Consider the following 26,980-nt stretch of genomic DNA (forward strand, 5'->3'; position numbering starts at 1 on the left):
GCCTAGGGCGCCCGCAGCAGGTAGGTGTCCATGATCCACCCGTGCTCGGCCCGCGCCCGCTCGCGCGCCTCGGCGATCTCCGCGCCGACGTCCCCGACGCGTCCGTGGATGAGGATTTCCCGGGCATCCCCCAGGTAGGCGCCCCAATAGATCTCGGTGTCCTCGCTCGCGACGTCCCGGAACGCGCATTCGCCGTCGAGCATGACGAAGCAGTTCCGCAGCAGCTCCGGCGCCGTGCCGGGCAGCTTCCTTCCCGTCGTGATGTGGATCGGCTCGCCCACCCGGTTCGCCGGGATCGCGAACGCGGCGCACAGCGCCATCGGCGCGGCGATCCCCGGGATCGACCGCACCTCGAAAACCTGGCCGGTCTCGCGGACCCGTTCGAGCATGCGCAGCGTCGAGTCGTACAGCGAGGGGTCTCCCCACACGAGGAAGCCGGCGACCCCGCCGTCATCCAGTTTTTCGCGGATGACGTCGGAGATCTTGTTCGCCCGGCGCTCGTGCCATTCGGCGACCGCCGCCCGGTAGTCGCGCTTGGCGAGCTCCGGATCGCGTGGGGTGTCCTCGATCGTCACGATTTCGGGTAGGTCACCGCCGCGGTGTTCGGCGAGCATGTTCGTGCGGAGGGCGCGCATGTCGTCGGTGTCGGTCCCCTTGTCGAGAAGGAGCACGATATCGAGCGAACGCATGGCGTCGATGGCCTGCGTAGTGAGGTGTGCGGGGTTTCCGGTGCCGATCCCGATGGCGACGATTGTGCGCATCGCCCCAGCGTATCTAGCCCGCTAAGGTGCCAAATGCGCAGGGCCGGGGATCGGCGCGGTATCGTGTATACGGTTTAGATTTCCTGATAATGATTGCTGGAAGGTTTCCGGTAGGCCTATGTCCCCGATTCACACCATTTCGCCCGCGATAGCACGCTCCTGGCTGCTGCTGCCCGCCAATAAGCCCGCGCATTTCGATGCCGCGGTAGCTTCCGAAATGGATGTTGTTCTCCTCGATGTAGAGGACGGGGTGCCGGCGGCCGAGAAGGTCACGGCGCGCGAGCACGTGCGGGACTGGCTCAAGGACGGCGGCAAGGCGTGGATCCGCATCAACGATGTGCGTTCTCCCGAGTGGGAGAAGGATCTCGAGATGCTCGGCAATCTCCCGAATCTCCAGGGCGTCATGCTCGCGAAGACCGAGAATTCCGAGCACGTCTCGCTCACGGCGGCACGCCTGCGCGAGGGCACGCCGATCGTGGCGCTTGTTGAGTCGGCCGATGGCCTGGCCGCGGCGACGCACATCGCCAAGACCAAGCCGGTCGTTCGTCTCGCGTTCGGTATCGGTGATTACCGCCGCGATACCGGCATCGGCTCCTCCCCTCTCGCGCTCGCGTACACGCGGTCGCAGTTCGTTGTGTCCTCGCGCGTGGCACGCGTTGCCCCGCCGATCGACGGTCCGACGATCTCCAACGAGGTCGCCGTGCTGCGCGAGGCCGCCGAGCACGCGGTCGAGATGGGCATGACCGGCAAGCTGTGCCTCCGCGTCGACCAGGCCCCGTACATCAACGAGGTCCTCTCCCCTTCGGCCGCCGATGTGTCCTGGGCAGAGTCGGTCATCGAGGAGCTCGGCCAGGGTGGCGAGCGCGCGAAGGACGGTTCCGATCTTCCGCGCCTCGCCCGTGCCCAGAAGATCTCCCGTCTCGCGCACGCCTTCGCCGCGACCGACTAGGTCTCCGTTTCCGTCGTGTCTGCGAGTTCCTCGCCCCGGCACAATCAGAGGGTGAAGTCCGGTCGCCGCTGGCTTCCGTGGAAGAGCAGGACGAGGTCGCTGACATCGCGCGCATGGGATTGGGCACCTGACTGGGGCACGACCGTAGGCGATGGCCCGATATCGTCGATCATCAGTGCGGTGCTGTTTATCGTGACGTTCCCATTCATGATTCCGGCGCTCTTGATCACCCCGTTCTTCCTGCTGGAATCATTGCTGCAATGGATAGTGTTCCCTTTTGCGGTCGCCCTTCGCCTGATCGGTGCGATACCGGTCGTCGCGTGGGTGAAAGTCGGCGATCAGGCTCCCTATGAAGAACGCGTCCACGGCTGGAGACGAGCCAAGGCACGGAGCGCCGAGCTGGCGGATCTCGCGCGCGCTAATCCGTCGATGGCGACGACGTCCGCCGCGACGATGTCCAGTGTCGACGATCCGTACCAGTACGGCCCGCGCTAATACCTACCAACCGGCCGCGAGTTTGCGGTCCATGCTGCTCATGCCGTCGTTGGCTTGCCCCGTGGCTACGGCGACTGACCCGAGCATAGACGTGAGCTCGGCTGCCGCGGTGTCCCACTGCTGCTGGAGAGCGTGGTAAGCGATCGCCGATTCGCCCTCCCACGTGGCTACCAGCGGCTGGAGATAGGCGCGAAGCTGGTCGAGCGTGCCGTTGAGATTGCCGACCGACGTGTTGATCTGCGCCACCCCTGCGGCGATGTTCCCGTGGTTGTAGCTGATCGTTCCCATGGAGAGTCCCTTCAATTCTTTTAGGAGATGTGGAGCGGGCCTGCGGCGCCGACTCGATTGATGGCTGCGGTGTTGGCATCTTCCTCGGCGTCGTAATTCGTGGAGTTCACTCGCAACTGGTCGGCAATGCCTGCAAGTGCGCCGTTCAGTCGTGCCACTGCCCCGTCCCAGTCCGTCATCACTCGCGCAAAGGCGGTCGCGGCGGAGCCTTGCCAGCTCGCGCCCGCAAGCTGGTCGACGATTCCGCGGACGTACGTCAGTTGGCCGCCGATCGCTTGATTCGTGGAGTCGACATGGCCTGCGGCCGTCTGGAGCACCGGACTATCGGCCTTGAGCGCTCCACTTCCTCCGGGAGATTGTTCCGTCATCGAGAGGTCCTTTCACATCACACGCATCGGAAGCGTGGTGAGTAAGTATTGGTATTCATGCCGTTCACCTATAGCGACGTTCGAGGCACGTCCATCGGTTCCCGAGTTTTCACATCGCATCGTTTTTCTGGCGCGTGTCGGTTTTCGAAGGCAATGGAAGCCTGACGGCGGTTTCGGCAATTGCCTGCGCCGGCACGGGGAAGCTCAGGAGGCGGCGTGCATCGCATTCCGCGACGATCTCTCGCGCGCCCTGCCCGCACACGAGCACTTCTTGTGATCCCTTGTGAGCCGGCCGGTGCCCGTCGCGTAGTCCGAGGATGCTGTTCGCCACGCGTGAGGGAAAACCGTCGATGCGGTCGTCATCCGGATCGACCCGGAGAACGACGCGTGTGGAAATAATTGTCAGAGTCCGCTGTTGACGCTGGATGAGAGATACCGTTGCGCCTTTGTTGCTCAGCTCCACCGTGTAATTCCACTTTGCGAACGAACTGTTCAGCGCGTCGGAAAGCAGTAGCGCCGCTCTTACCGGTATCGCCTCGATACTCGCATACGTAGCCGCACTCAATGCTCGAGCGATCCGTACGTTCCCCCAACTTGTTGGGATGATCAGGTGCGCTCTCCGAGCAGACACTCCATCTTGAGTTTCCAGCCATCGGCGTGCCCGGAGAAGCGTGGCGCCCGCTATTTCTTCGAAGTCGATCGCCACGCCATCGATACGGGACTGTGCGCAATCGACCAGAGCCCACGGCTCGGTGATGACAGCATCGGGTTCTTCCCTTGCGATGTCGTCCACCTCGGGGCTGCACAAGACTCGGTGCGACGGGCGTTCGACTCCTGTCTGCGAAAGTCTCGGGTCGGATGACAAGATGACGGCGGGGCGCATGCCCACGACGCCCTGCGGGGTCGCGGGAATGAGGTGGCCGCATGAGATATCGATGGCGGCATGAGGGTCTGCTTGGAGCACAGTCGTCCTAGTGGTTCTGCATTATTTGATGGCGAGCTGCCACATGGTGGTGCCGGTGTCCCTGGTATAGAACTGCGCGCGACCGGGTGGGAGCGGCCTTGCAACGAGCTCTCCGACGAGTTTGCCTTCGTCCTTTGTTCCGTCCATGACGATTCCTGCGGCGCCGAGATCCTTCATCCTCTGCATCACAGGATCGAATGCCGAGCGTGCGGCGCCGGATACTCGACGTGTGAGGACAAGCGCGAAGCCGATCTCCGCGGCATGCGCGAGCAAAGGAACCAGTGGCGCCAGAGGGTTTCCTGCCGACCCGACCACGAGGTCCATGTCGTCTACGAACACGATGACGCGTGGGCGTGGCTGAGGCTCGGAGGCGCTGGCTGCCGAACGCTCCTTGAGGACGCTTGTGAGGTGATCGATCATCGGGGAGAGTTCCTCTTCGGTACTCGCGATTCCAGCCAAATAGGAGTCGCTCACGATGTTGCGCAGCTTCCGCCGGTAATCGACCAGAAGAATTCGAATGTCGCTGTCGGAGGCACTCGCCATCGCGGCTGTCACCATGACGTCGACGAGCGTGCTCTTGCCACTTCCTGCGTTTCCGAATGCGAGGACAAGCGGCGTGGCGACGAGATCGATGTATGCGGGCGCGAGGTTTTCTTCCTCGATTCCGACAGGGAGTGGCAATGTCGAGTTGTCGCTCGCCCGAGACCGCGCCGTGGCGAGAATGCCGGACAAATCGGCAAAGTGCACCTTTTCGGGAAGCAAACGAATCTGGGGTGCTCGCTCCCCTGGACGAGCAGTCGCCCATGCACCGGAGATGCCGTCAAGCTCGCCGGCAACATCGAACGCTTCGTCGGGCACGTCCTCGGCGCCCTCGCGCCGCAGAGTGTGTTCGGGGGCCAGAATCTGAATGAGCTGGCCGGTGCCGACCATTCCTCGACCTGGGTACTCGGGAGGAATCACTTGCGCCGCTCGGCGGCCGAACATGGAATCCGCCGGGTCAACGATGCGTAGTTCGATTCGTGTCGACAAGGAATCACGAACGATGGGTCGCACGTCCATCCACCGAGTTGCGGCGACGACAACATGGACCCCTACCGCGAGTCCTTGTACGGCGATGTGGCCGATCGTGTCATCAAGGTCGGGAATCTCGGAGCGGGCAGCACCCCAGCCGTCGATTAGCATTATGATCTCGGCGAACGCCTCGAAATCGTCGCAGGATCGCGTGCGACACTGCCCGATAGAAGTGAGTCCTCGTGTACGAAATGTCTCTTCACGCCTAGTGATCTCGGCCTCGATGCTCCTCACTATTCGTCGTTGTTTGTCCCGCTCGCCTTTGCGCGCAATTCCTGCTGTGTGAGGTAGCCGCTCCAGCGCTGAGATCACCCCACCGCCGAAATCGAGACCATAGATATGCACATGGCTCGGTCGCACGCGGAGAGCTGCCGACATCGCCAATGCGAGAAGCGCGAACGACTTTCCGCTTCTCGGGGCACCGACCACTAGCGACGAACTCCCGGCGCTTGAGAAGTCGATCTCGAAAATGCTTTGCCGCTGTTGGAATGGCAGGTCCATGACGGCCCACGGGACGGCGGGGAACGCGCTGTTCTCCCCTGACGCGGTCACGTGCTCTACGCCGCCGAATCGGCCGACTCCGATCCGTGATTCCAGCGGGGGAAGCCAGATTTCGTGCGCCTTGATCCCGACACCGGCGAGGCCCTCATTGAGCAGCTCCCAGTCGCTTGCTCGTGGTGGCAACTCTTCCGGTTCGCGCGACGCGGAAGGGTCGAGAGGGATAGGCGCGGCCTGGGTATATCCGGCGGAAAAGGCCACGATTTGAGGCACCGCCGACACGAAAGACAGCGCGCGTGGAGCCGCCACACCGCATTGCCGATTGGATTCCGACACGAAAAATGAATCAAACCGTTGGGCCGACCCCGCATCGGTCTTGAGATAACCTGCGCCGGGGGTGGCCGGCAGGTTATACGCATCTGAGTTTCCCAGCACCACGCGCGATTCGGCCGCAGAGAACGTCTTCAGCGCTATTCGATACGACAGGTGACTCTCCAGTCCACGAAGTCGCCCCTCTTCCAATCGTTGCGAGGCCAAAAGAAGGTGGATGTGCAGGCTTCGCCCGAGTCTTCCGAGCTGGACGAACAGGTCGACGAAGTCGGGTCGTGCCGTGAGCAGTTCGGAGAACTCGTCGACCACGAGCACGAGCGCAGGAAGCGGCGGTCCGGTAAACCCTGGGTCGGCCCGCCGCGCAGCCTCGTAGTCGTCCACTTTTGCCACCTGGTACAAACGCAATAGTTCCTGACGACGGACGAGCTCTCCTTCGAGCGCCTCCCGCATGCGGTCGACGAGGAACTGTTCATCCGCGAGGTTCGTAATCGACGCAGCTACATGGTGCATTCGATCCATGCCGGTGAACGTCGCGCCGCCTTTGAAGTCGACGAGAACGAGATTGAGCTGTTCCGGACTGTGCGTCGCGACCAGCCCGAGCACCAAGGACCGGAGGAACTCCGACTTTCCCGATCCCGTTGCGCCGATGCACAGGCCATGCGGCCCGTGTCCGCCATGCGCCGATTCCTTCAAATCGAGAAACACGGGCGCGCCTGCCCCGTCGACTCCCACGGCAGCCCGCAATTTCTCTGTGCCCGAGCGGTATGGCCACGGCTCGATCAGCGCATCCGGTGAAGTGGCTCGTCCTGCAAGGATTGCAGCGATCGGCCCTTCACCGTCCCCGCCGACAAATTCGGCGAATGGCCGCGACGCCGAACCACCGCTTCGTCCTGGTCGACCATTGGGGCCAGCACCTAGACTCCGATTGCTTGCGAGACGTCCCGCTGGGCTGGATCGCCCACGGAGCACTTTCGCAAACAGTGCCACACTCTCCGCTACAGAGAGCTGGTCGGCGCGAAAGAGCTCGTCCCCTTCGACCACCTGGTTGGCATACACAAGATTCTGTCCCCCGCTCGAATCGAGATGGAGAGCAAGTCCGTCCCTCTCGGCAAGGCGTCGCAACCGCGTCGATGGCGACGCGCATACCTCGACGAACGTGACGTGTTCAAGCGGAAGCGTGGGAGATAGCCAGGTGGCATCGCCCCTGCCGGCGTCGTCGCAGATGATCAGTAGATGGGGTTCCGCGCTCGTTGGCTGCGAGCCGACCAGGAGCTCGAGTCGTTCCAGAGACTCCTCGTGCAGCCTCGCTGGCCCGGAGGCGTCGAGAAATTCGCCGTCCCAGTGATGGGGCAACCACTTGAGACAGTCCCATTCGCTCGCCGCTTCCTTGCTACCCGCCACCACAGCGATCCGAATCCGCCGTTCGCTATACCCCACCGCCAGCTGACCGAGCATTGCCCGCAGCATCCCGCGAACTCGAGCGGGCTCGCCGAAAACGCTCACCACCTGATAGCTGGGAATCTCCACGGCTACGGGCGCGTGGCGAACAAACGAATGAGCCCGCACAAGGCGGCGAAGAGCGGCCACCGATACCGGCTCCAAATCCTCTACCGGCCCCGTTTCGGGCGCGACAAGCGGGCGATCCAGCACCACCGTACCGACTCCGAGCCGCACCGAAATCTGCTCGTCCGGCACTGTCTCGCCTTCGCGGTGCGAACCCATTTCGCCGCCTATCGAGGCAAGAAGCTCCCCGGGGTGCGGATGTCTACGAAGGAGCGCCTTACGTTGATCGTCCGCTGCGTCGATGAGGTCGCGGCGGGTCAAGTCCAGGTAACGAAGATAGTCTCTACGCTTTTCCGACATTTCCAACTTGCGGCTACCGCCCTGCCAGTTGCCGACGAGCATCGCAATGGTCGACATCGCCATCATCGCCGGAAACATGAACATCATCGGATTGCGCCCTGCACCCGAGGTCACCATCACGACGATGATTCCGCCAGTGGCCAGCAGCATCATCACCGGCATCAGACGGACGATCATCGCCTGCGGGATCGGGCGAGCCAGCTGTGGAGGTGCCTGCAGCACGAATGGCAACCCGCCGCCCTGACCGATCTTTTCGGTCGTACTCGGCGTTGCTTTCTCGGCCGCCTCGGCGATCGTCATCGTCAGTCGAACTTCCCACTCGGTCGCCTGCGGCGATGTAGCGCCCCCACAGCTGTGCGGCGTCGATGTTGAATATCGAGGCGAAGCCAATGTCGCGAGCGTCGTCTCGAATCCTCTTCCGTTGAGGATGCTAAGACAGGCCGCCACCAGGTGGGGTGCGCTACTTTTCCGACACGGCTGCCGCATTGGCCCGGAATGAAAGAGGAGTTCGATGGTTGCCTCACCCTTTGCCGAGACGTCGACGGACGATTCTTCTGAAGGTGATCCCGCAGCGCCTGTGGCCTACGGTGTCGAACCGAGGCACGCCCGCCGCGTCTCGGTGGTGTGCGGACGGCATTGCGTCGACCTCACCCTTCCCGCGCACGCACCGGTCTCCTCCCTGTTGGGCGGTACTGCGGATATCTTTTTCGAGCGCGCTCGTGCCGAGCCCTCTGACGTCGAAGCTTCACTCGTCGACGAGCTCTGCGGGCCGGGTCCGCACGGTGCCTGGGAGTTGTCCAAGCTCGGGGGCGAGGTGATCCCCGGCGATCACACCCTTGCCGAGGCCGGCATCGGCGACGGCGACCCGCTGGTACTCGCAGCACCACCGACAGCCACTCCCTCGCCGCTATGGGACGACTCTCTCGCCGCGTTGTCTGCCCACACCTCTGCTGGTGTGTGGCGGCCAGAGGATTCGAGGCGTGCATCCCTCCTCCTCGCGGGAGCGATCGCCACGCTTCTCGCCGCGGTTCTCGTCGTAAGCCTCCTCCGTGGTCCGACCGAGGCAACAGCCGCGGTGGCCGTGGTCGTGGCGGTGTCCACCCTTGCGTTCACGGTTATCTTTCGCTCCAACGGCGCCGGAGCCGGCACCGCGTTCGTCGGAATCGGCTTTGCGGGCGGGTTCGTCTTTCTCGCCGCGGCGACGCTCGTCCCAGGAAGTCCGGGCGCACTTCATGTTCTCTCCGGCGCGAGCGCATCTCTGCTCCTGGGCACTCTGGGTGCGGCGGCTTCGGTATTGAACCGCGTGGATCCCGAACCCGAACGCGCCGACCGTAGGGGCAACCCGCATCTGGACCGCGCTGCCTTCATTACCGTCGCCGTTCTCGCGGCGTTCGTGCTCCTGGGGGCCATTCTCGTGCGTTGGGCGGAATTCAGTCCGGAGCAGGTCGGCATCGGGATTGCCACTATCGGGTGGGGCTTCCACCTCTTTTCCCCGTCCCTGGCGGTGGCATTCTCCGCACTACCGCTCCCCGGCGCGACGATCGATTCGATGTCGGCAGGCGACCCTCTCGACATGGCCGAGGTCCACCATTTTTCCGCCCGCGCCTCGCGGCTCCTCCTCGCCCTCACCGTCCTTTCCTCTATTTGTGTAGCGGGCGGAGCCGCTGTCGCAGTCCTCGGATCCGATACCAGTCGGTGGGAACTCGCTTGGTCTCTCGTACTCGCGTTGTGGCTGTTTCTTCGCGTGCGCACGGTCCCCTCGCGTGCGTGCGGAATCGTGTGTATGACGTCGGGCACCGTCACTATCCTTTCCGCCGCATCCACCGCGTTCTGGAACGCGGAAACGCTCGTGTGGCTGTCGGTTTTCGCTGTCCTGTGCATTGCGGTGGCGGCCATCGTCGTGGCCGTCGGCTGGTGGGTTCCAGCCAGAGAGTTCTCACCAACCGCCCGTCGAGCGGTAGACGTTCTCGACGTACTGCTCACGTGCGCGATCATTCCGCTGGCGCTATGCGCCGCCGGCATCGTCCAGGCCGTTCGTGGGTAACCGCGTGGCGTCGGCCACGGCCACGGTCGGCATCCTCGCGCTGATCTCCTTGGGCCCCGCGCATGTCGTAGCCCCGGCCGGCGCTGACCCCGAAGAAGCGTCCGGGAGTTCACAAACTCAGCCGTGTTCCGCGACGTGGCTACATCCGGGTTCGGACGTGTTCCCTGGCGAACACCTCGACTACCTGGGAGTGCGCCAAGCGTGGCGCTTCGCCACAGGGCTTGGCACATCGATCGCGGTCATCGACACCGGCGTCGCTCCGCACCCGCGACTTCCCAGGCTGCGCGGAGGAGGGGACCATGTCGGCGATTCCGATGGGCTGCAGGATTGCGACGCGCACGGAACGTTGATCGCGGGGCTGATCGCTGCATCCGAACACGCCGACGGGTTTGCCGGCGTCGCCCCGAACGCGGAGATCGTCTCGATTCGCCATTCCAGTGGCAAGTTCTCATCCCCGCCTCAATCCCAGGACACTCCCGGAGAGGCCATAACCAACGGGTCGGGAAGCGTGACGTCGCTTGCCCGGGCAATCGATGCCGCAGCCGACAGCGGCGCAAGCGTGATCAATATTTCCGAGGTCGCCTGCGTTCCGAAGTCCACGGTGCTCGATGATTCGGCACTTTCCGCCGCCGTACACGACGCCGTGCTCGAACGAGACATCGTCATCGTCGCTGCTGCGGGAAACGTCGACGGGGCCTGCGCGAACTCTAATCCCCCGTCTCCTCCCCCGAACGACGGGACCGCAATCGACCCGATGGATTCCGTCGTCACGGTCGCTTCGCCGGCCTGGTACGACGACCTCGTGCTCACGGTGGGATCAGTGACGATGGACGGGCTCCCGTCGGAGTTTTCCCTCCCAGGTCCGTGGGTCGATGTCGCCGCGCCCGGGGAGGGGCTCGCCTCGCTTTCCGTCGCCGCTGTCGGGGAATCCGGACTCGTCCCCGACCTCGCCACCGCCGTCGTCACCGAAAACGATGCGATGCCCATCGAGGGCTCTAGTTTTTCGGCTCCCTTGGTGGCAGGACTTGCCGCGCTTCTTCGCGAGAGGTTTCCGGCGCTTACGGCGCCGCAGATCTACGAGAGGATCACTCGCACCGCTACCGGAGGCGGGCACGGTGACGACTGGCGCATCGGCGCGGGAATCATCGACCCCGTTGCTGCGTTGACGGCGCCGTCAGGATTGTTTCGCCAAGCAGTGGCTGACCCGGTGCCCGTCTCCATCGACGACGGCGCTCCCGATGACAAGGGCCAGCGCGCGGTCGGCGTCACCATGGCAGCCCTCGCGGCGACCGTGCTGTGCATGACGCTCGGCGGTGCTCTCGTCCTCGCCTCGGTGAGGCGACCCTCAGCGATTCGGCCCCGCGGTGACTCCGCGAGAATCCACCGCTAGGAGCGCGTTCCCTCTTCGCATCTCCGGTCCCTCCACCAACCTCTGCAGCAATGGGCTCGGTACGACGATCGGTCCGGGATCCAGACCGAGAGCCTCTGCGGACTCGGTGTCTGGAACGGAATGACGTACACCTCCATCGGTGATGAGCGCGAGTCCGGGGCTCGCCGTGCCGGTTGCGGCGATCGACACAGGTCTGGCCACGACACCTCCCGCAGGGAGAGACACCGCGTCGATTCGCGTGCCGCCGGCATCGGCGCCTGCCAGATACGTCGTCGGCCGACCGCTGATTTCGGACAGCTGCCGGGCGGAAAACAGCCCCGACCGCACCGGACCGTCGACATCGTCGGCCACCCACCACGAGCACACGATGGCGCCGTCGACGTCGGCGCGCTGGGGCAAGGCCCGGGGCAATCCAGCCAAGTCGAGCGTCTCGACCTTCGGGGCGGAGAGGTTCGCCGGAGCGACGACACGGTTGTGAGGAGACCGAGCGCTCGGCCCCTCTGCACGGAGTAGATCGGCCACCAGCGCCGGAATTTTCTGCACGCCTTCGGAAACGACCACATAGTGCTCGGTCTCGGTTGCTGCCTCGACGGTGAACACCTCGCCGACGACGAATCCCGCGGGGCCTCGGGGTGCGGGCTCGCCGGCGCCCGGAACCTCGATGCGCCCGAGCGGTGGCCCTTCGGGAAGGAGGTCCAGTACCGCGTCGGAAAGTGTGTGTTGCGGCCAGGAGCTCAATCCGAACACGTCCATGAGGACGCGGTCGCCGAGGTCGATCCGTGTCCGTCGGCCATCGGCGACGAGCCACCCCTGTCCCCCGCGGTTGACGACGATCCCCTCTTGAGGAGACCACGAATCCGTGGGCTCGTCTGGCGCGGCGACGATCGCCGTCACATTTTCGCCTCTGCGCGGAATCTCGCCATCGCAGGCCGACCAGGTCAGCGCCCTGCCTGAGGTTGCGGGAAGAATCGCCGGGCCGCCGGGAATGCCGAGCGCCGGACCGCGCGGGGCTTCGGCAATTGTCTTCTCGGGAACACGCTCCGGCGAGACCGGGGACCCGAGCACGAGGCGCGCCGAGGCCAGATCGGGAACGGGATGGAATCGGTCATCGACCCGCACGAATAGCGAACCCGTGTCCTTGGACTGCAGCGCATCCTTGCCGTCGAGGTTCGGCGCGGGCCGGATAAACGCCAACAACGCGGCGCCGGCGAGCAGCACCGCGCAGATCGCTCCTCCCGCCACTGCCGCACGCACGTGGACGCCGAGCCTGTCCGAACGCGAGGTCATGTCCCCACCGACGAGCGCCGTGCGTGCACGGGAAAGGATGAACTTGTGCCCGTCCACCTGCTCGGACGAAGTCGGATCCAGCGGCATGACACCTCCAAGTAGCGCCCCCACGAGCGGGGATCACCTCGGTAATCTACTCGGCGCAGCGCAGTTCTTGGGTGCGCTACATTCACCGCCCCCGGCGAAAGAAGGAGGTCCCGCGCTTTGTCCCGATATGTCGATTGCGCGGCGGCGTTCCTCGCGGTCCTGGTGCTCGTGGCCGCCTTCTTCTTGCCCGCCCCATGGGCGTTTGTGTGCCTGGCGGTCTGGGCGATAGGGCTCGCGATTTTTATCCTTGTCCGCGCGCGAGCTCGAGGGGGTCCGACTGCGGACATGAATCTACTCGAAGGCCGTACGCAGCCGGTCGGCGGTCCCGGGTCCTCGGTCGTGGTCGCCCAGCTGGAGGTGCGGTGTTCTCGAGCCCAGCTGTCTCGGTTCGCCGGGTCCAGACCGGAAGGAGTCGCCGTATCAAGCGACGAACCCGGCCGCACCTTCGATGCGGAGGCGCTGCGCTCGGTCGTGGAATCGGACTTCGTCGGACACCGATCCCTTATCGCCTGGAATCTGTGCTCGTTTCCCATGCACCAGTACCCGGGGCATCCGGCAGAACACGCCTACAAGGAACTTCTCGGTCCGCTACGAATCGTCGGCAGGATGTGGCACATTCTCGAGCTGCATATCGATACCGCCGAGCTCACCGCGCCTGGCGGTACCGCGACACAGGCAGCGGGTACCGTGCGAGCGCGCGTGCAGGGGCTGCTCGCCCACCGTGGCTTCTCCACGAGCACGATTCCTGTGCACGACCACGCGGACCTCGTCCGAATGTGGCGTGACGCGCCTGGTGAACAGCGCATGCTATTGAGTTGCCGGCGCGAACCCGGCGGGGGATTCTCGCTCATCATGGCGGATGGTGCTCTCACTCAGGCACGCCCCCTCGATTCGATGACGTCGTACGCGCCGCCCGAGCAGGGCGCGGGCCCCATCGTCGGCGCGGACGAAAACGATCTCGCGGTCTGCATAGACCTCTGCGGCCCACATCTCCGCACCGTCGTGCTCGCCGGCCGTTTCCAGTCGCTCGAATTCCTCATCTTACGTTCGGCCGCGCTGGGGCAGCGAGCGGTCGCGGTGGCGGACAACCCAGATCGGTGGCACGGCCTCACGGTTGCGGCGGGAATCGACGTGGTCTACTCGCAGTTCACCATCGACTCTGCGCTCGCTAACGGGCAACCTTCTTCGCTGCCGGAAGAGCTAGTTCAACTTTGCGACGTCGTATATTGGGACTCGGAGGTCGAGGTTCCACGTCATCTGACTGCTCGCGCAGGAAGCCCCACGATCTGCAGAGTGCTCACCGGGGATATCGAGGACATCGAACGAAAGTTCGCACGACGAGAATTCCGGGACGCGGACCTCCTCGTGGACGGGCGCGTCTCGGGCTGGTTCACCATTCATACTCGCGGGGAGCTATCCGACGATCGTCCAAGAAGAGTCACGGTTCAGGCGGTGGAGACCGCTGCGGAAATCGCTTGTTTGGCAGAAGGGCGATTGGCGCCGAAACCGTTCGCGACGCTTACCGTCTAGGGCCCCGGAGCGCTCACGCCCGCAGATGCGCGACGGCCCGCCAGGCTGGGTCCATTTCGGCGACCGCGATCGCGTCGCCCTGCGGCCACGTCGCCGCGGCGTCAACCAGTTGCTGAGTCGCTTCGGTGAGCGAGTCGGTGTAGAAGTGCATGCGCCGAACCCCGGGCATTGTCTCCGCGGCCACGCACTCGCCGTGCAGCGCCACCAGATCGATAAGGCCGTCCTCGAACGCGCGCAGCTGCGGCAGCGATTCGGGGCCGGGGAACCCGCCCTCGGAATCGTCCGAGAACGGCACGTCGATCTGGACGTGCTGGTCGCATTCGGGGCGGATGAGCGGGACCAGCGGCACCCGCGCCATCGCGACCATCGGCTTGCCGTCGTGGGTGCCCTGAAGGACTCGCCACGCGGGCTCGAGGTCCGCCGACAGGTTGTCTATCGACAGCTCCACGAGCGCCGTGGCCACACCCTTCAGGTCCACCGCATCCTCGGAGACCACCTCGGTCGCCGTGACCTGCGCGATCCAGTTCTCCACCGCAGCCTCGCCGCACGCCGCGTCGAGCAGCACCCTCGCCAGTTCGGTGCGTTCGGGGGCCTCGAGGACGCTCATCAACGGATGCGAGACCGCCGCGCGGAATGTCGTCTCCGACGGGAACAGCCGCACCCACGTGTCCTCGATATCGACGTCGAGCCCGCGGAACTTGAGCGTCGTCGCATCGAGGGGGCCGAGAAGATCGGCGAAGCGCCAATACGGATCGGCCTTCGGCGCCGCGAGCAGCCATCGGCGCGCGAGGCAGCGCAGCTCGGGATGGCCGTTGGCGGTGACGGTGAGCCGGCGCAGCCCGGCGATCGTCGGCGCGATCTCCCAGGACAGCCGCGAGTCGATGTCCGCGAGGAGAGAATTGAGTGCGTGCTCGACCTCGTGCCGCCGGTTGCGGTCGATGGCCTTGCTCAGTCGGCGTCCGCCGCCGAGGTCCCACCACTTCCAGAAGGCGTCGATGCCGGCGCTGGGGCGCACCCCGTCCGACGGGAGGGGGATGCGCCGTCCGACGTCGGAGGTGAGCGGCTGGGCGCGTGGAGTATTTCGGTTCGACTGTTCCATGATCGCGCTCACCCCTCACGATTTTCGTCTGCACGTGGCTCCTCGGCGCACGGAGCTTGTCATCCGAATCGACGCGATCCCACCGCCGGGGCGATGAGTGCGCCGGGCCGATAGGCCCTGTCGATTCCACCATAGGGATTTCGCCACGACCGCGCCGCGCACACACCCCACATAAGCCCAGATTGAACACCTATCCGCGCAGGTGAAGCGGCATGTTATCCATGTTCCTAAGAATCGGTGTCGCGCGTGTGTCGCGGGCCCGGATCGGGCGCGATGGGACCGCGCACTTCGCGGGTCTGGCGGTTGCGCTCGGCGAGGGAATCGGCGTCTGGATAGTCCACGCCGACGAGCGACAGGCCGCACGCCGGCGCAACCGGAACCGAGCTCGCCCGCGTTCGCTCCGACAGCAACGCGACGAGCCACTCGTGGGAGCGTCGCCCCTCCCCGACCGACATCACGGCGCCGACGAGCGAGCGCACCATCGACCAGCAGAACGCGTCGGCCGTCACCGAGCCGATCCACACGCCGTCGTCGTCGATGCGCCACGAGAAGTGTTCGAGCGAACGCACCGTGGTCGCGCCCTCCCGGTAGCGGCAGAACGCCGCGAAATCGTTGAGCCCGACGAGGCCGGCCGAGGCGTCGTTGACGACGTCGAGGTCCGCGTCGCGGGCCCACGCAGCAGTATCTCGCACGCGCACGGGGTCCACGCCCCACGAGTGCGTGCTCAACCGATATTCGTAGTGACGGCGCAGTGCCGAAAATCTCGCGTCGAAATCCGCAGGCGCCCACGTCGCGGATTTCACCCGCACGTCCTGCGGGAGGAGCCGCGCGAGGCGGCGGACGAGGTTCGCCGGATTGCCGTCGATGCTGCGCTGGTCGAGGCTTTTCGCGGCGAGATCGAAATGCGCGACCTGCCCGCGAGCGTGCACCCCGGCGTCGGTGCGTCCCGCGACTGTGAGCTGCACCGGCTCACGCAGCACAAGCCCGAGCTTCTCCTCGATGACCCCGCACACGGTGCGCTGGTTCGGCTGGCGCGCCCAGCCCGAGAAATCGGTGCCGTCGTAGGCGATGTCCAGGCGGATCCGGCTGTCGGGTTCGGCCCCACGGGCCGCCCCAGAATCGTCGCTAGTAGTCATGACATGGGAAAACTTACACCACCGCCGTCATAGGCGAACGTGCTGCGAGGCATGGGCGCGCGAGACCGCCCGCCCATGCCTCGAACCGAGCCGAATCGGTGCTGTTAGCCGAAGTATTCGGCGGCGCAGCGCTCGGTCCACCCCGTCGTGCCATCGGCGAACCAGGTCTTACCGCGCTGATCGATGTCGTACTCGTCGGCGGTAGCGCACCGTTCGATCTCCTTGTCGAGCACCTGCGGATCGCAACCGCGGTTGCCCGGCAGGCAGCCGATCGAGCCGATCACGGGCTCGTTCTCGCGCGGGGAGGTAATTCTCTCGGGGGCCGGGGTGCCCTCCCAGATGAACGGCAGGGGAAGCACGGGCAGGTCCGCGGCGACCGAGCCGGCCGGCACCGGCACCATCATCGGATCCATGTTCTCGTAGTCGGGCAGTTGCGGCAGCTGCGGCAGCGCCGGAATCTCCGGCAGGTCGGCGACGCGGAAATCGGTCGATCCGACCTTGGGATCCGACGACCCCATCGCGGGGGCGGCCGAACCTGTCCCCTGCCCGAGTGATCCGCTGTCGAGCGGCTGGGCGGAGGCGGGCACGGTGAACAACCCGAGGGCGAGCAATCCGGCGGCGCAGGTGGCGGCTATCTTTTCTCGGCGCATGAGGTGCCTTCCGTTCGGCACCGACCGGTGGGCCGGCGCGTTAGTCGAGTCGTGCTCCCCGCAGGGCGCCCATATTCAGTCACACGGCGCGCTCCGCGTAAAGCCGATTCTAAGGCTTCACCCAGGGCGCCGGCGGCGACATTGCCGGATCGTGACCTTTCGTTAGGCTTCGGTAACTTTTAGTTGGAACGACGAACACGCAGTTCATGAGGCTTCTGATCAGCTTTTGTGGCGTCTCAAACATCCGGGCGTCCGTAGACACACCGAGTAAGCGGTGGGCACGATGGCCGTTAAGGAAGGGGAGTAGCTCCCACCGCGGCGGACCGACACCGGCCCCCGCCGCACAAGTCGGCGCGTCGACATACTGGAGGATCCGATGTCCTCCCGGCGCCCGGGCCTCGCAACCACCGTGGCGAGGCGAGCGAGACCTTCTGTCCCATCCCGCCTGGGGTCGGCGCGCCGTGTGGCGCTGCCGGTTTCGGCGGAGCAAGGCAGGGAGGCCCCCATGTCCGCCTTTCTCGTGCGCGCAGTCGGTGTCTGCGTCGCGGTCGCCACGCCGGCGATCGTATTGCGAGTTTCCGGCGCCGCCGTTCCCGCGCCGGTGTCGCTCCTCGCGTTCGGCGCCGCCGTCGTCGCCGCATCGTTCGTGCTCGCCTGGGCCGCCGATGCCGCCCGCAAGGACATCTCCGGCCCGCTTGCTGTGGCGCTGCTCGCGCTCGTCGCGGTGTTACCCGAGTACGCCGTTGACCTGTTCTACGCGTTCCGGTCCGGTTCGGATCCTGCCTATCTACCCTTCGCCGCTGCGAATATGAACGGCTCCAACCGCCTGCTCCTCGGACTCGGCTGGCCGCTGGTGGTTCTGCTCGCGCTATGGGTGGCCAGGCGGCGACGAGACCCCGGGCAGCGCGGTCCCCGCTTCCTCTCCCTTCCGTCCGCCACCAGGCGAGACATCGCCGTGCTCGCGGTGCTCACCGTTACCGCGCTCCTCATCCCCCTCACCGGTTCGATCCCGCTGTGGCTGGGCCTAGTCCTCATCGGGGCGTTCCTCGTCTATCTGTGGTCGACGACCCGTTCCGACGACGATTCGGAGGAGCCGTTCGTCTCCGTGGCCGCGCACATCGTCGCGCTCCCCCGACTCGCGCGCCGGCTCACCGTGGCGGCCATGTTCCTCGGCGCCGCCGCCGTCATCCTCGCGTCTGCCGAGCCGTTCGCCGAGTCGCTCATCGCCTCGGGTACGAGCCTCGGCGTGGACCCGTATTTCCTCGTCCAGTGGCTCGCGCCCCTCGCCTCGGAGTCGCCCGAGTTCATCGTGGCCGCGCTGTTCGCGCTGCGCGGGCAGGGTGCAATCGCCATCGCCACGCTCATCGCCTCGAAGATCAACCAGTGGAGCCTGCTCATCGGCTCGCTGCCGATCGCCCACCTACTCGGCGGCGGCGAGTGGCAACTCGCGCTCGATACACGGCAGGTCGAGGAGTTCACGCTCACCGCCTCGCAAACGATGCTCGGGGTGGCGATTCTGCTTTCTTTACGGTTCCACCGCGCCTCGGCGATCGCCCTGGCCGCGCTGTTCGCGCTCCAGTTCGTCATCACCGGCACCCACGGCAGGTACGTGCTCGCCGCGGCCCACACCGCGGTCGCGCTCGCCGTGTTCATCGTCCACCGCAGGCACATCCTGCCGACACTCACGGCGTTGTGGCGTCCGCCGTCATCCACCGACGACGTCGACGATCCCCGCTCGCCTCGCGGCCGCGAGGGCGAACCCCCGAACGAAACATGGAACAATCACACCTATGCCGCACAACATCTCTAGCGTCACCGAGGACTACCTCACCGCCGTGTTCAAGGCGGAGGAATGGAACGACGCGGCGACCACGAGCGATCTCGCGGCGGCGCTGTCGGTGACCGCCTCGACGGTCTCGTCCACCCTCAAGCGGCTCGCACACGAGGGCTACCTCGACTACCAGCCCTACGGACAGATCACGTTGACGCCGGCGGGGCGCAAAATCGCGGTCGGCGTTCTGCGCCGGCGTCGCATCATCGAAACCTACCTGTTCGACAAGCTGGGACTGAGCCAGGATGTGGTGCACGGCGAGGCCGATGTCCTCGAGCACGCCGTCTCGCCGCTCGTGCTCGACGCGATGTATGACGCGGTCGGACGACCCACCCACGACCCGCACGGCGATCCCATCCCCACCGAGGCCGGCGAGATCCCCGGGGAACAGGGCACCGCGGTCACCGAGCTTGATAATGGCGCGGCGGGCACGGTCACACGCGTCCGCGACGGCAACCCGGCGGTAGTGCGCTATCTGTCGAGCCTCGGCGTGGTCGTCGGCGCGAAAGTCGATGTAGTCACCCACCTGCCCGAGGTCGGCACGGTATCCATCGAGGTTGACGGCGTGGGACGCGACATCCCCGTCGCCGTGGCCTCCGCGATTCGAATCGCTTAGCCCACCCGCCGTCCGGGTACCCTGGGATGGCAATGGGAAAGTTCACGCCGCTCGATACGACCTCGCCCGTTCATGGGGACGCCGAACTCGCCGAGAGATTTATGTCCACGCTGGGCAAACGCCGTGTGTACGCACTTGCGATCGTGGAGGTCGCCCAAGGAAACACGCGAACGGCGACAGTCGGGGCCGAGCACGACGGAACCTTCGAGCTCGGCTCGCTGAGCATGGCGATCAATGGCCATATTCTCGCGTCGATGGTCGCCGACGGCACCGTGTCCGCCGACCAGCCCCTCGGCTCTCTGCTGCCGCTCGGGGAGTGCCCCGCCTCCGCCGTCACACTCGAGGCTCTGGCGACGCACACCTCGGGGCTGCCCGCGCATGGCGGTTCCCGATTCGGGACGTGGCGAAAGGCTCTGCGTGCAGTGCGAGGGCGGGAGGCCGACGGCGAAACGGTTGAGGACGTGTACGGGGAGCTTCGCCGCGCGCGACTGCACGCATCCGGTTACCGCTATTCGACTCTGGGCGGCGCCGCGTTGGGACATGCCCTCGCCGCCGCCGACGCCACCTCGTATCCGGCACTCCTTCGTGGGCGCTTCGCCACTCCCCTGGCCCTGCCGACCGCGCTGGTGCAGACCCCGGATGGCGCCATGTCCGAGCGCGACGTACCCGGGGTGACCTTCTCCGGGAGACCCGCCGATCCATGGACCGGCCCAGGATACGCGCCGGCAGGCGGACTCCGCGCCTCGGCGGATGACATGGCGCCCTACCTCGAGGCGCTCGTCGCGCACTCGGCACCGGGGATGGACGCGCTTTCCGAGTGGCTCGAGATCGACGACGGGTTATCGCTGGGGGCATTCTGGCACATTAGCCGCGGAGAGGGCCGTTCGTTGACGTGGCATAACGGGGAGACCGGCGGCTTCAGTTCGTGGATCGGTGTCGATCGTTCCGAACATCGCGCGCTGATGATCAGCTGCGCCGGGCATATCGACCTCGACGGCACAGCGGCCGCGATGCTGCTTGCGCCATAGCTGCCCGCGCTCAACGAGCGACGAAAATGAGGAAGCGGGCGCCTCACCCTCCCTGTGGGAAGTGGCGAGACGCCCGCTCACTGGTGCAGAGCGAGATTACTTGTTCTCGTCCTCACCGGCGGTGGCGCCACCTTCGGCGGCCGGATCCTCGGCCGGGCTCGCCTCGGCGGCCGCGGCCTCGGCGGTGGTCTCCTCAGCCGGAGCCTCCTCAGCCTCGGCCTTGGCCTCTTCAGCTGCCTTGGCCTCTTCGGCCGCCTTCTTGGAGGCCGCCGCACGCGTTGCGCGTGCGCCCTCGTTGGCCACGGTCTCCTCGGTCACCAGGGCGATAAGCGCCATCGGCGCATTGTCACCCTTGCGGTTCTCGAGCTTGACGATGCGGGTGTAGCCGCCATCGCGGTTGGCCACGCGGGGGCCGATCTCGTCGAACAGCTTGTGCAGAACGTCCTTGTCGCGCACGATCTTCGCGGCGTTGCGGCGGTCCGCGAGGGTTCCGCGCTTGGCCTTCGTGATCAGCTTCTCCGCAACCGGGCGAAGAAGCTTCGCCTTGGTCTCGGTGGTGCGGATCTTGTCGTGCTCGAACAGCTGCGTAGCCAGGTTCGAGATAATCAGCTTCTGGTGCGAAGCCGACCCGCCGAGGCGGGCGCCCTTCTTCGGCTTGGGCATTTCGTCTACTCCTTAGGGGAACCCCGGATCGACACGGACTGCAATGGTCCGGCCCCGGGGTGAGCGGGATGCTATTTGCAGTGAGTTACAGCTGCTCAGTCTCTGCGTAGTCTTCGCCGCCCTCGTCCGTCCAGGTGCCGGTCTCCGGGTCGTAGCCCTGCACCGAGGCGGGGTCGAATCCGGGAGGGGCGTCCTTGAGCGACAGGCCGAGCTCAGCGAGCTTGATCTTGACTTCGTCAATCGACTTCTGACCAAAGTTGCGAATGTCGAGCAGGTCCGACTCGCTGCGAGCAACAAGCTCGCCGACGGTGTGGACACCCTCGCGCTTGAGGCAGTTGAACGAGCGCACCGAAAGGTCGAGCTCGTCGATGGCCATGCTGTAGGAAGCGATGTGGTCGGCTTCTGCCGGGCTGGGCCCGATCTCGATGCCTTCGGCTTCCTCGTTGAGCTCCTGGGCCAGGCCGAACAGTTCAACCAGGGTCTTACCGGCCGATGCCAGTGCATCGCGCGCGGTCATGGAGTTCTTGGTCTCCACGTCCAGGACCAGACGGTCGAAGTCGGTGCGCTGGTTAACACGCGTGGCTTCGACCTTGTAGCTGACCTTGAGCACCGGCGAGTAGATGGAATCAACCGGGATGCGGCCGATCTCCTGATCTGCTCCGGCGTTCATGCCGGCCGGAACGTAGCCACGGCCACGCTCGACCACGAGCTCGATCTCCAGGTGACCCTTTTCGTTCAGGGTCGCGATGTGCATGTCGGGGTTGTGAACCTCGACGCCCGTCGGCGGGACGATGTCGGCGGCGGTGATGACGCCGGGCCCCTGCTTCTTGACGTACATGGTGACCGGCTCGTCTTCGGTGGACGAGACGACCAGACCCTTGAGGTTCAAGATGATGTCGGTGACATCTTCCTTCACGCCCGGCACGGTGGTGAATTCGTGCAGAACACCCTCGATACGGATGCTGGTCACTGCGGCGCCCGGGATGGACGACAGCAGCGTGCGACGCAGCGAGTTACCGATGGTGTAACCGAAGCCCGGCTCGAGCGGCTCAATGGAGAACTTCGAGCGGTTTTCGGCAACGACCTCTTCGGAAAGAGTGGGTCGCTGGGAGATGAGCATGTGCTACCTCTTTCGGTAAACGGCGTCCGCTATTTGACGCCGGTAGGACTGTCGACGACGCCCCGAAGGCGACGCGCTAGCGCGCCACCTCCGGGAATCAACAAGGGGCTTACTACTTCGAGTAGAGCTCGACGATGAGCTGCTCGGTGAGCGGCACATCGATCTGGGCGCGCTCGGGCAGCTGGTGCACGAGAACACGGAGCGTAGTCGGGACGACCTGGAGCCAGGCCGGAACCGGGCGCTCGCCGACGGAATCGGCAGCAATCTCGAACGGCAGCATGCTGCGGGACTTCTCCCGGACATCAATGATGTCGTACTGCGAAACGCGGAAGCTGGGGATGGTCACCTTCTGGTTGTTGACCAGGAAGTGGCCGTGGGCGACCAGCTGGCGAGCCTGACGACGCGTGCGAGCCAGTCCGGCGCGGTACACGACGTTGTCGAGACGGGTCTCGAGGATCTGAAGGAGGTTCTCGCCGGTCTTGCCCTGGCGACGGTTTGCCTCTTCGTAGTATCCGCGGAACTGCTTTTCCATGATGCCGTAGGTGAAGCGCGCCTTCTGCTTCTCCTGCAGCTGGAGCAGGTACTCGGACTCCTTGACCCGGGCGCGGCCGTGGTGACCCGGCGGGTACGGGCGACGCTCGAACGCCTGATCCTCACCAATGAGGTCGACGCGCAGACGACGCGACTTACGAGTAGCGGGGCCGGTATAACGTGCCATGTGTTCTTACCTCTCCTTCCCGCTTAGACGCGACGCCGCTTGGGCGGACGGGTTCCGTTGTGTGGCTGCGGGGTGACGTCTGAAATCGATCCGACCTCGAGGCCGGCGGCCTGGAGCGAACGAATCGCGGTCTCGCGACCCGAGCCCGGGCCCTTGACGAAAACGTCAACCTTCTTCATCCCGTGCTCCTGCGCCTTGCGGGCGGCGTTCTCAGCGGCAAGCTGAGCGGCGAACGGGGTGGACTTACGCGATCCCTTGAAGCCGACGTGGCCCGAGGAGGCCCACGAGATCACGGCACCGGTGGGGTCGGTAATCGAAACGATGGTGTTGTTGAACGTGCTCTTGATGTGGGCCTGGCCCTGAACGACGTTCTTCTTTTCCCTGCGGCGACCCGTCTTCTTCGGGCCCGCAGCGCGTGACTTAGGAGGCATTACTTCTTCTTTCCGGCGACGGTCTTCTTCGGTCCCTTACGACCGCGGGCATTGGTCTTGGTGCGCTGACCACGAACCGGAAGTCCGCGGCGGTGGCGCAGTCCCTGGTAGCTGCCGATCTCGATCTTGCGGCGAATATCGCCCTGGATCTCGCGGCGCAGGTCACCTTCGACCTTGTAGTTGCCCTCGATGTAGTCGCGCAAGGTCGTGATGTGCTCGTCGGTGAGATCCTTGGTGCGAAGGTCCGGGCTGATGCCGGTTTCCGCGAGGATCGCCGTGGCGCGAGTACGACCGATGCCGAAAATGTAGGTAAGCGCAATCTCCATCCGCTTGTCGCGGGGGAGATCAACGCCGGCAAGGCGTGCCATATGGTGCGTTCCTTCTCTGTACTGCGGTAGGTTTCATCCCGGCCCGTCCCGATAGAGATATGGACTTCTCTCGAAGTGCACAACCCTCAGGCCCCGGCCTCCGCATCCGGGGGTGTACCGCACCTACGCGTGTTAGGAGCAGCTGGTGCTGGGATTATTGACGTGTGCGGTGCTACTTGTACCGGTAGACGATGCGTCCGCGCGAAAGGTCGTAGGGGCTCAGCTCCACGACGACGCGGTCTTCGGGCAGGATACGAATGTAGTGCTGACGCATCTTGCCGCTAATGTGCGCGAGGACCTTGTGTCCGTTCTCCAGCTCGATGCGGAACATTGCGTTCGGCAGCGGCTCGATTACGCGACCCTCGACTTCGATGGCTCCGTCTTTCTTCGCCATTTCCTCCACTTTTCCCCGGCCGACTCTGACCGTGGTTGTAGGTTGACAGAAGCTGCGCCCCGCGTTGTACCTGCACTTTTACGCGCAGGAAGGCACCGCATTCAGGACGCAACCGGTGCGGTCTGCCAGATGATTGGCATACCGACGATCCAGCTTAACCCATTTGCGCAGGCTGAACCAATTCGGCGATGTGAGCCGACGCCGAGGATCAGGCAGTCGGGCGCTGGGTGAGAATGCGCGCACCGGAATCCGTAGCGGCAACGGTGTGCTCCCAATGCGATGCACGAGACCCATCCGCGGTACGAACGGTCCAGTCGTCGGCATCGGTCTTGGTGTGCACGGTCCCACCGGTGAGCATGGGCTCGATTGCCAGCACCGACCCGGCAACGATTCGGGGGCCGCGCCCTCCCCTGCCCTCGTTCGGCAGGTAGGGGTCCTCGTGCATCGCACGCCCGATGCCGTGCCCGCCGAAGCCGTCGACGATGTAGAGGTCGATACCGAAGTCGTCCTCCGCCGCCCGGGTCGCCGCCTCGAGCGCAGCGGACACATCGGTCAACCGGTTGCCCGGGACCATCGCCGCAAGCCCGTCGGCGAGAACCTGGGCAGTGGCATCGTTGAGGGCGGAATCAGCGGCGGAGAGCTCGCCCACGCCAAAGGTCCACGCGGAATCGCCGTGCCAACCGTCGAGGATGGCGCCGCAGTCGATCGACACCAGATCACCTTCGGAAAGTATGACGGCGGACGACGGGATCCCGTGGACGACGACGTCATTGACCGAGGAGCACACGGAACCCGGGAACCCCTCGTATCCCTTGAACGAGGGAATCGCGTCGGCTCCCCGAATGATCTCCTCGGCGATCTCGTCGAGTTCCAGCGTGGACATACCGGGCTTCGCCGCGGAGCGCACGGCGACGAGCGCTTCGCCGACGATGCGTCCGGCGGCTTCCATGACGTCGAGCTCGCCCGCCGTGCGGGCCGTGATGGCCTTGTTCTTACGACCGAACATCAGTGCGTCGATTCTCTTCTCGGAGCGCCTTCGCGCTACTTACCGAGTGCCTTCATCGCACGGTCGGAGATTTCGTTGACCTCTCCTACGGCGTCGATCTTCACGACCTTGCCAGCGTAGTAGTCAAGGAGCGGTGCCGTCTCCGAACGGTAGACGTCCATGCGGTGGCGGATAACCTCTTCGGTGTCATCCGCGCGACCGCGGGCGAGCATGCGCTCTACGACCGTGTCGTCGTCGATGTCGAATTCGAGCACCGCGTCGATGTCGAGGTCGCTCTTGGCCAGCAGCTCGGAGAGCGCATCGGCCTGCTCGACGCTGCGCGGGTAGCCGTCGAGGAGGAAGCCCTCTGCTGCGTCGCCCTCGGCGATCCGCTCGGCGACCATGTCGTTGGTCACCGAAGACGGCACGAGGTTGCCGGCATCGATATAGCTCTTGGCAGTCTGGCCGAGCTCGGTGTTTTCCGAGATGTTCGCGCGGAAAAGGTCACCGGTCGAGATGTGCGGCACCCCGAGCTTCTCCGACAGGAGGGCCGCCTGCGTTCCCTTACCTGCTCCGGGGGGACCTACCAGAACGATGCGCATAGAGCTTCCTTTCTTAGCGGGCAGTGCCCATTGGGCCACCCGGGGAACGAGTTACCGCAGAATACCGTCGTAGTTGCGCTGCATGAGCTGCGCTTCGATCTGCTTCACGGTGTCCAGGCCGACGGACACCATGATCAGCACCGCCGTACCGCCGAACGGCATATTCTGTACGTCGCCTCCCTGGCCCATATCCAGGAAGATATTCGGCAACACGGCGATGATGCCAAGATACAGCGAGCCGAACAACAGGATTCGATTGAGCACGTAACCGAGGTACTGTGCCGTCGGCCGCCCGGGGCGGAAGCCCGGGATGAAGCCGCCGTACTTCTTCATGTTCTCGGCCTGCTCCATCGGGTCGAACTGGATCGACACGTAGAAGTAGGCGAAGAAGATGATCAGCGCGAAGTAGACGACGATGTAGCCGATGCTGCCCGGGTCGTTGATGTGAGACATCACGACTTCCTGCCACCACCCCGAGCCGGGATCGTTGGGGTCCTGTACGAGCTGGGTGATCAGCGTCGGGATGTACATCAGCGAGGACGCGAAGATCACGGGGATAACGCCGGCCTGGTTCACCTTGAGCGGCAGGTAGGTCGTGGTTCCACCGTACTGGCGGCGCCCGACCATGCGCTTTGCGTACTGGACGGGGATGCGACGCTGGCCCTGCTCGATGAACACCACCGCGACGATGATGAGGAGGACGGCACCCATCACGGCGGCGAACTTGATCGACGAGGCGTTCTGGTAAATATTGACGCCCTCGGCGGGAACGCGTGCGGCGATGCCCGCGAAAATGAGGAGCGACATGCCGTTGCCGACGCCTCGGTCGGTGATGAGCTCACCGAACCACATGACCATGGCCGCGCCGGCGGTCATCACGACGATGATCGTGATCATCGTGAAGATACTGTCGTCGACGAGGACGGACTGGCCGTTGCCGAGCAGCTGGCCACGCTGGGCAAGCGCGACGATGCCCGCGGACTGCAGAACGGCGAGCCCGATCGTGAGGTAGCGAGTGTGCTGGGTCATCTTGGCCTGACCCGACTGCCCCTCCTTCTTGAGCTGCTCGTAATACGGGATGACCACGGTGAGCAGCTGCACGATGATAGACGCCGTAATGTACGGCATGATGCCGATGGCGAAGACCGAGAGCTGGAGGAGCGCGCCGCCGGAGAACAAGTTGACGAGCGAGTAGAGCTGCCCCTGTTCGCTGCTGAGCGCGGTGTCCAGTGCTGAATGCAGCTCCGGGTAGTCGACACCCGGCGAGGGGATCTGTGCGCCGATCCGGTACAGGACAACGAGTCCCAGGGTGAAGAGGAGCTTCTTCCTCAGGTCTACGTCTTTGAACGCAGACACCAGTGCTGAAAGCACATGTCCTCCTGATAACCGCAGCCTCTTGGCGGCCGCTTCCTAA

26 protein-coding genes are annotated in these 26,980 nt (G+C 65.1%); 8 read left to right on the forward strand and 18 right to left on the reverse strand.

The window, feature by feature from the left end; translation table 11 throughout:
* Positions 1-2: 2 nt before the first annotated feature.
* Positions 3-761 (reverse strand): precorrin-6A synthase (deacetylating), encoded by a 759-nt coding sequence (gene cobF / locus BJL86_RS11735; protein ID WP_067475966.1) that lies wholly within the window; start codon positions 759-761, stop codon positions 3-5.
* A 118-nt stretch (positions 762-879) separates the two neighbouring features.
* Here cobF and BJL86_RS11740 point away from each other — a divergent pair, with 118 nt between their 5' ends.
* Positions 880-1,710 (forward strand): HpcH/HpaI aldolase/citrate lyase family protein, encoded by an 831-nt coding sequence (locus BJL86_RS11740; RefSeq protein WP_067475963.1) that lies wholly within the window; start codon positions 880-882, stop codon positions 1,708-1,710.
* Between the two features lie 51 nt (positions 1,711-1,761).
* Positions 1,762-2,205 (forward strand): hypothetical protein, encoded by a 444-nt coding sequence (locus BJL86_RS11745; protein ID WP_156515360.1) that lies wholly within the window; start codon positions 1,762-1,764, stop codon positions 2,203-2,205.
* A gap of 3 nt (positions 2,206-2,208) precedes the next feature.
* Here BJL86_RS11745 and BJL86_RS11750 read toward each other — a convergent pair whose 3' ends face one another.
* The 4 genes from BJL86_RS11750 to eccCb form a co-directional block, all read right to left on the reverse strand.
* Positions 2,209-2,493, reverse strand: a complete 285-nt coding sequence (locus BJL86_RS11750; RefSeq protein ID WP_067475958.1) for a WXG100 family type VII secretion target — start codon at positions 2,491-2,493, stop codon at positions 2,209-2,211.
* A 20-nt stretch (positions 2,494-2,513) separates the two neighbouring features.
* Positions 2,514-2,861 (reverse strand): WXG100 family type VII secretion target, encoded by a 348-nt coding sequence (locus BJL86_RS11755; protein ID WP_067475955.1) that lies wholly within the window; start codon positions 2,859-2,861, stop codon positions 2,514-2,516.
* Positions 2,862-2,970: 109 nt separating this feature from the next.
* The gene (locus BJL86_RS11760; RefSeq protein ID WP_067475952.1) at positions 2,971-3,654 is read right to left on the reverse strand and encodes a hypothetical protein; all 684 of its coding nucleotides are present in this window, start codon (positions 3,652-3,654) and stop codon (positions 2,971-2,973) included.
* A 192-nt stretch (positions 3,655-3,846) separates the two neighbouring features.
* Entirely contained in the window at positions 3,847-7,887 is a 4,041-nt protein-coding gene (gene eccCb / locus BJL86_RS11765) for a type VII secretion protein EccCb (protein ID WP_067475950.1), read from the reverse strand.
* 211 nt (positions 7,888-8,098) lie between these two features.
* On the opposite strand from eccCb, the gene eccD reads away from it, so the two are divergent.
* Both eccD and mycP read left to right on the forward strand, forming a co-directional pair.
* Positions 8,099-9,631, forward strand: coding sequence for a type VII secretion integral membrane protein EccD (gene eccD / locus BJL86_RS11770; protein WP_067475946.1), 1,533 nt, complete (start codon positions 8,099-8,101; stop codon positions 9,629-9,631).
* Between the two features lie 4 nt (positions 9,632-9,635).
* Positions 9,636-11,021 carry a type VII secretion-associated serine protease mycosin gene (gene mycP, locus BJL86_RS11775; protein ID WP_197487611.1) on the forward strand — a complete coding sequence of 462 codons (1,386 nt, stop codon included), beginning with the start codon at positions 9,636-9,638 and terminating at the stop codon, positions 11,019-11,021.
* Here the strand turns inward: mycP and eccB are convergent.
* Positions 10,977-12,395 (reverse strand): type VII secretion protein EccB, encoded by a 1,419-nt coding sequence (gene eccB / locus BJL86_RS11780; RefSeq protein WP_067475941.1) that lies wholly within the window; start codon positions 12,393-12,395, stop codon positions 10,977-10,979. The two genes, mycP and eccB, sit on opposite strands and share 45 nt — an antisense overlap.
* Before the next feature lie 285 nt (positions 12,396-12,680).
* On the opposite strand from eccB, the gene BJL86_RS11785 reads away from it, so the two are divergent.
* Positions 12,681-13,925 (forward strand): hypothetical protein, encoded by a 1,245-nt coding sequence (locus BJL86_RS11785; protein ID WP_075844991.1) that lies wholly within the window; start codon positions 12,681-12,683, stop codon positions 13,923-13,925.
* Between the two features lie 13 nt (positions 13,926-13,938).
* Here the strand turns inward: BJL86_RS11785 and BJL86_RS11790 are convergent, their stop codons facing one another.
* From BJL86_RS11790 to BJL86_RS11800, 3 genes are all read right to left on the reverse strand, one after another.
* Positions 13,939-15,024 carry a DUF695 domain-containing protein gene (locus BJL86_RS11790; RefSeq protein WP_156515358.1) on the reverse strand — a complete coding sequence of 362 codons (1,086 nt, stop codon included), beginning with the start codon at positions 15,022-15,024 and terminating at the stop codon, positions 13,939-13,941.
* Positions 15,025-15,251: 227 nt separating this feature from the next.
* Complete coding sequence (gene truA / locus BJL86_RS11795) at positions 15,252-16,160, reverse strand: tRNA pseudouridine(38-40) synthase TruA (RefSeq protein WP_067475933.1); 909 nt, start codon at positions 16,158-16,160, stop codon at positions 15,252-15,254.
* A gap of 104 nt (positions 16,161-16,264) precedes the next feature.
* Positions 16,265-16,810, reverse strand: a complete 546-nt coding sequence (locus tag BJL86_RS11800; RefSeq protein WP_067475930.1) for a hypothetical protein — start codon at positions 16,808-16,810, stop codon at positions 16,265-16,267.
* Between the two features lie 505 nt (positions 16,811-17,315).
* Here BJL86_RS11800 and BJL86_RS11805 point away from each other — a divergent pair.
* The 3 genes from BJL86_RS11805 to BJL86_RS11815 are packed head-to-tail and all read left to right on the forward strand — an operon-like array spanning position 17,316 to position 20,285.
* Complete coding sequence (locus tag BJL86_RS11805) at positions 17,316-18,620, forward strand: sodium:proton exchanger (RefSeq protein WP_067475927.1); 1,305 nt, start codon at positions 17,316-17,318, stop codon at positions 18,618-18,620.
* On the forward strand, positions 18,601-19,257 hold the full coding sequence (locus tag BJL86_RS11810) for a metal-dependent transcriptional regulator (RefSeq protein WP_067475924.1): 657 nt from the start codon (positions 18,601-18,603) through the stop codon (positions 19,255-19,257). The genes BJL86_RS11805 and BJL86_RS11810 overlap by 20 nt, the downstream gene beginning before the upstream one ends.
* A 32-nt stretch (positions 19,258-19,289) precedes the next feature.
* Entirely contained in the window at positions 19,290-20,285 is a 996-nt protein-coding gene (locus tag BJL86_RS11815; protein WP_067475997.1) for a serine hydrolase domain-containing protein, read from the forward strand.
* Positions 20,286-20,381: 96 nt separating this feature from the next.
* Here the strand turns inward: BJL86_RS11815 and rplQ are convergent, their stop codons facing one another.
* The 9 genes from rplQ to secY all read right to left on the reverse strand — a co-directional run bounded on the left by rplQ (position 20,382) and on the right by secY (position 26,937).
* Positions 20,382-20,948 carry a 50S ribosomal protein L17 gene (gene rplQ, locus BJL86_RS11820; RefSeq protein WP_067475921.1) on the reverse strand — a complete coding sequence of 189 codons (567 nt, stop codon included), beginning with the start codon at positions 20,946-20,948 and terminating at the stop codon, positions 20,382-20,384.
* A gap of 85 nt (positions 20,949-21,033) precedes the next feature.
* A complete protein-coding gene (locus tag BJL86_RS11825; protein ID WP_067475919.1) occupies positions 21,034-22,068 on the reverse strand; it encodes a DNA-directed RNA polymerase subunit alpha in 1,035 nt (344 codons plus the stop codon).
* Positions 22,069-22,180: 112 nt separating this feature from the next.
* Positions 22,181-22,786, reverse strand: a complete 606-nt coding sequence (gene rpsD / locus BJL86_RS11830; RefSeq protein ID WP_067475916.1) for a 30S ribosomal protein S4 — start codon at positions 22,784-22,786, stop codon at positions 22,181-22,183.
* Between the two features lie 23 nt (positions 22,787-22,809).
* Entirely contained in the window at positions 22,810-23,217 is a 408-nt protein-coding gene (gene rpsK / locus BJL86_RS11835) for a 30S ribosomal protein S11 (protein WP_067475913.1), read from the reverse strand.
* Positions 23,217-23,585 carry a 30S ribosomal protein S13 gene (rpsM, locus tag BJL86_RS11840; RefSeq protein ID WP_067475910.1) on the reverse strand — a complete coding sequence of 123 codons (369 nt, stop codon included), beginning with the start codon at positions 23,583-23,585 and terminating at the stop codon, positions 23,217-23,219. Before rpsM ends, rpsK begins: the two co-directional genes overlap by 1 nt.
* A gap of 172 nt (positions 23,586-23,757) precedes the next feature.
* Positions 23,758-23,979, reverse strand: a complete 222-nt coding sequence (gene infA / locus BJL86_RS11845; protein WP_003886926.1) for a translation initiation factor IF-1 — start codon at positions 23,977-23,979, stop codon at positions 23,758-23,760.
* 208 nt (positions 23,980-24,187) lie between these two features.
* Positions 24,188-24,985: a type I methionyl aminopeptidase gene (map, locus tag BJL86_RS11850; protein WP_197487610.1), complete on the reverse strand. Its 798-nt coding sequence runs from the start codon at positions 24,983-24,985 to the stop codon at positions 24,188-24,190.
* A 35-nt stretch (positions 24,986-25,020) separates the two neighbouring features.
* Complete coding sequence (locus tag BJL86_RS11855) at positions 25,021-25,566, reverse strand: adenylate kinase (protein WP_067475904.1); 546 nt, start codon at positions 25,564-25,566, stop codon at positions 25,021-25,023.
* Positions 25,567-25,617: 51 nt separating this feature from the next.
* Entirely contained in the window at positions 25,618-26,937 is a 1,320-nt protein-coding gene (secY, locus tag BJL86_RS11860; protein WP_067475901.1) for a preprotein translocase subunit SecY, read from the reverse strand.
* Between the last annotated feature and the right edge of the window lie 43 nt (positions 26,938-26,980).

Origin of the sequence: Dietzia timorensis (assembly GCF_001659785.1) — a bacterium.
GTDB lineage: Bacteria > Actinomycetota > Actinomycetes > Mycobacteriales > Mycobacteriaceae > Dietzia > Dietzia timorensis.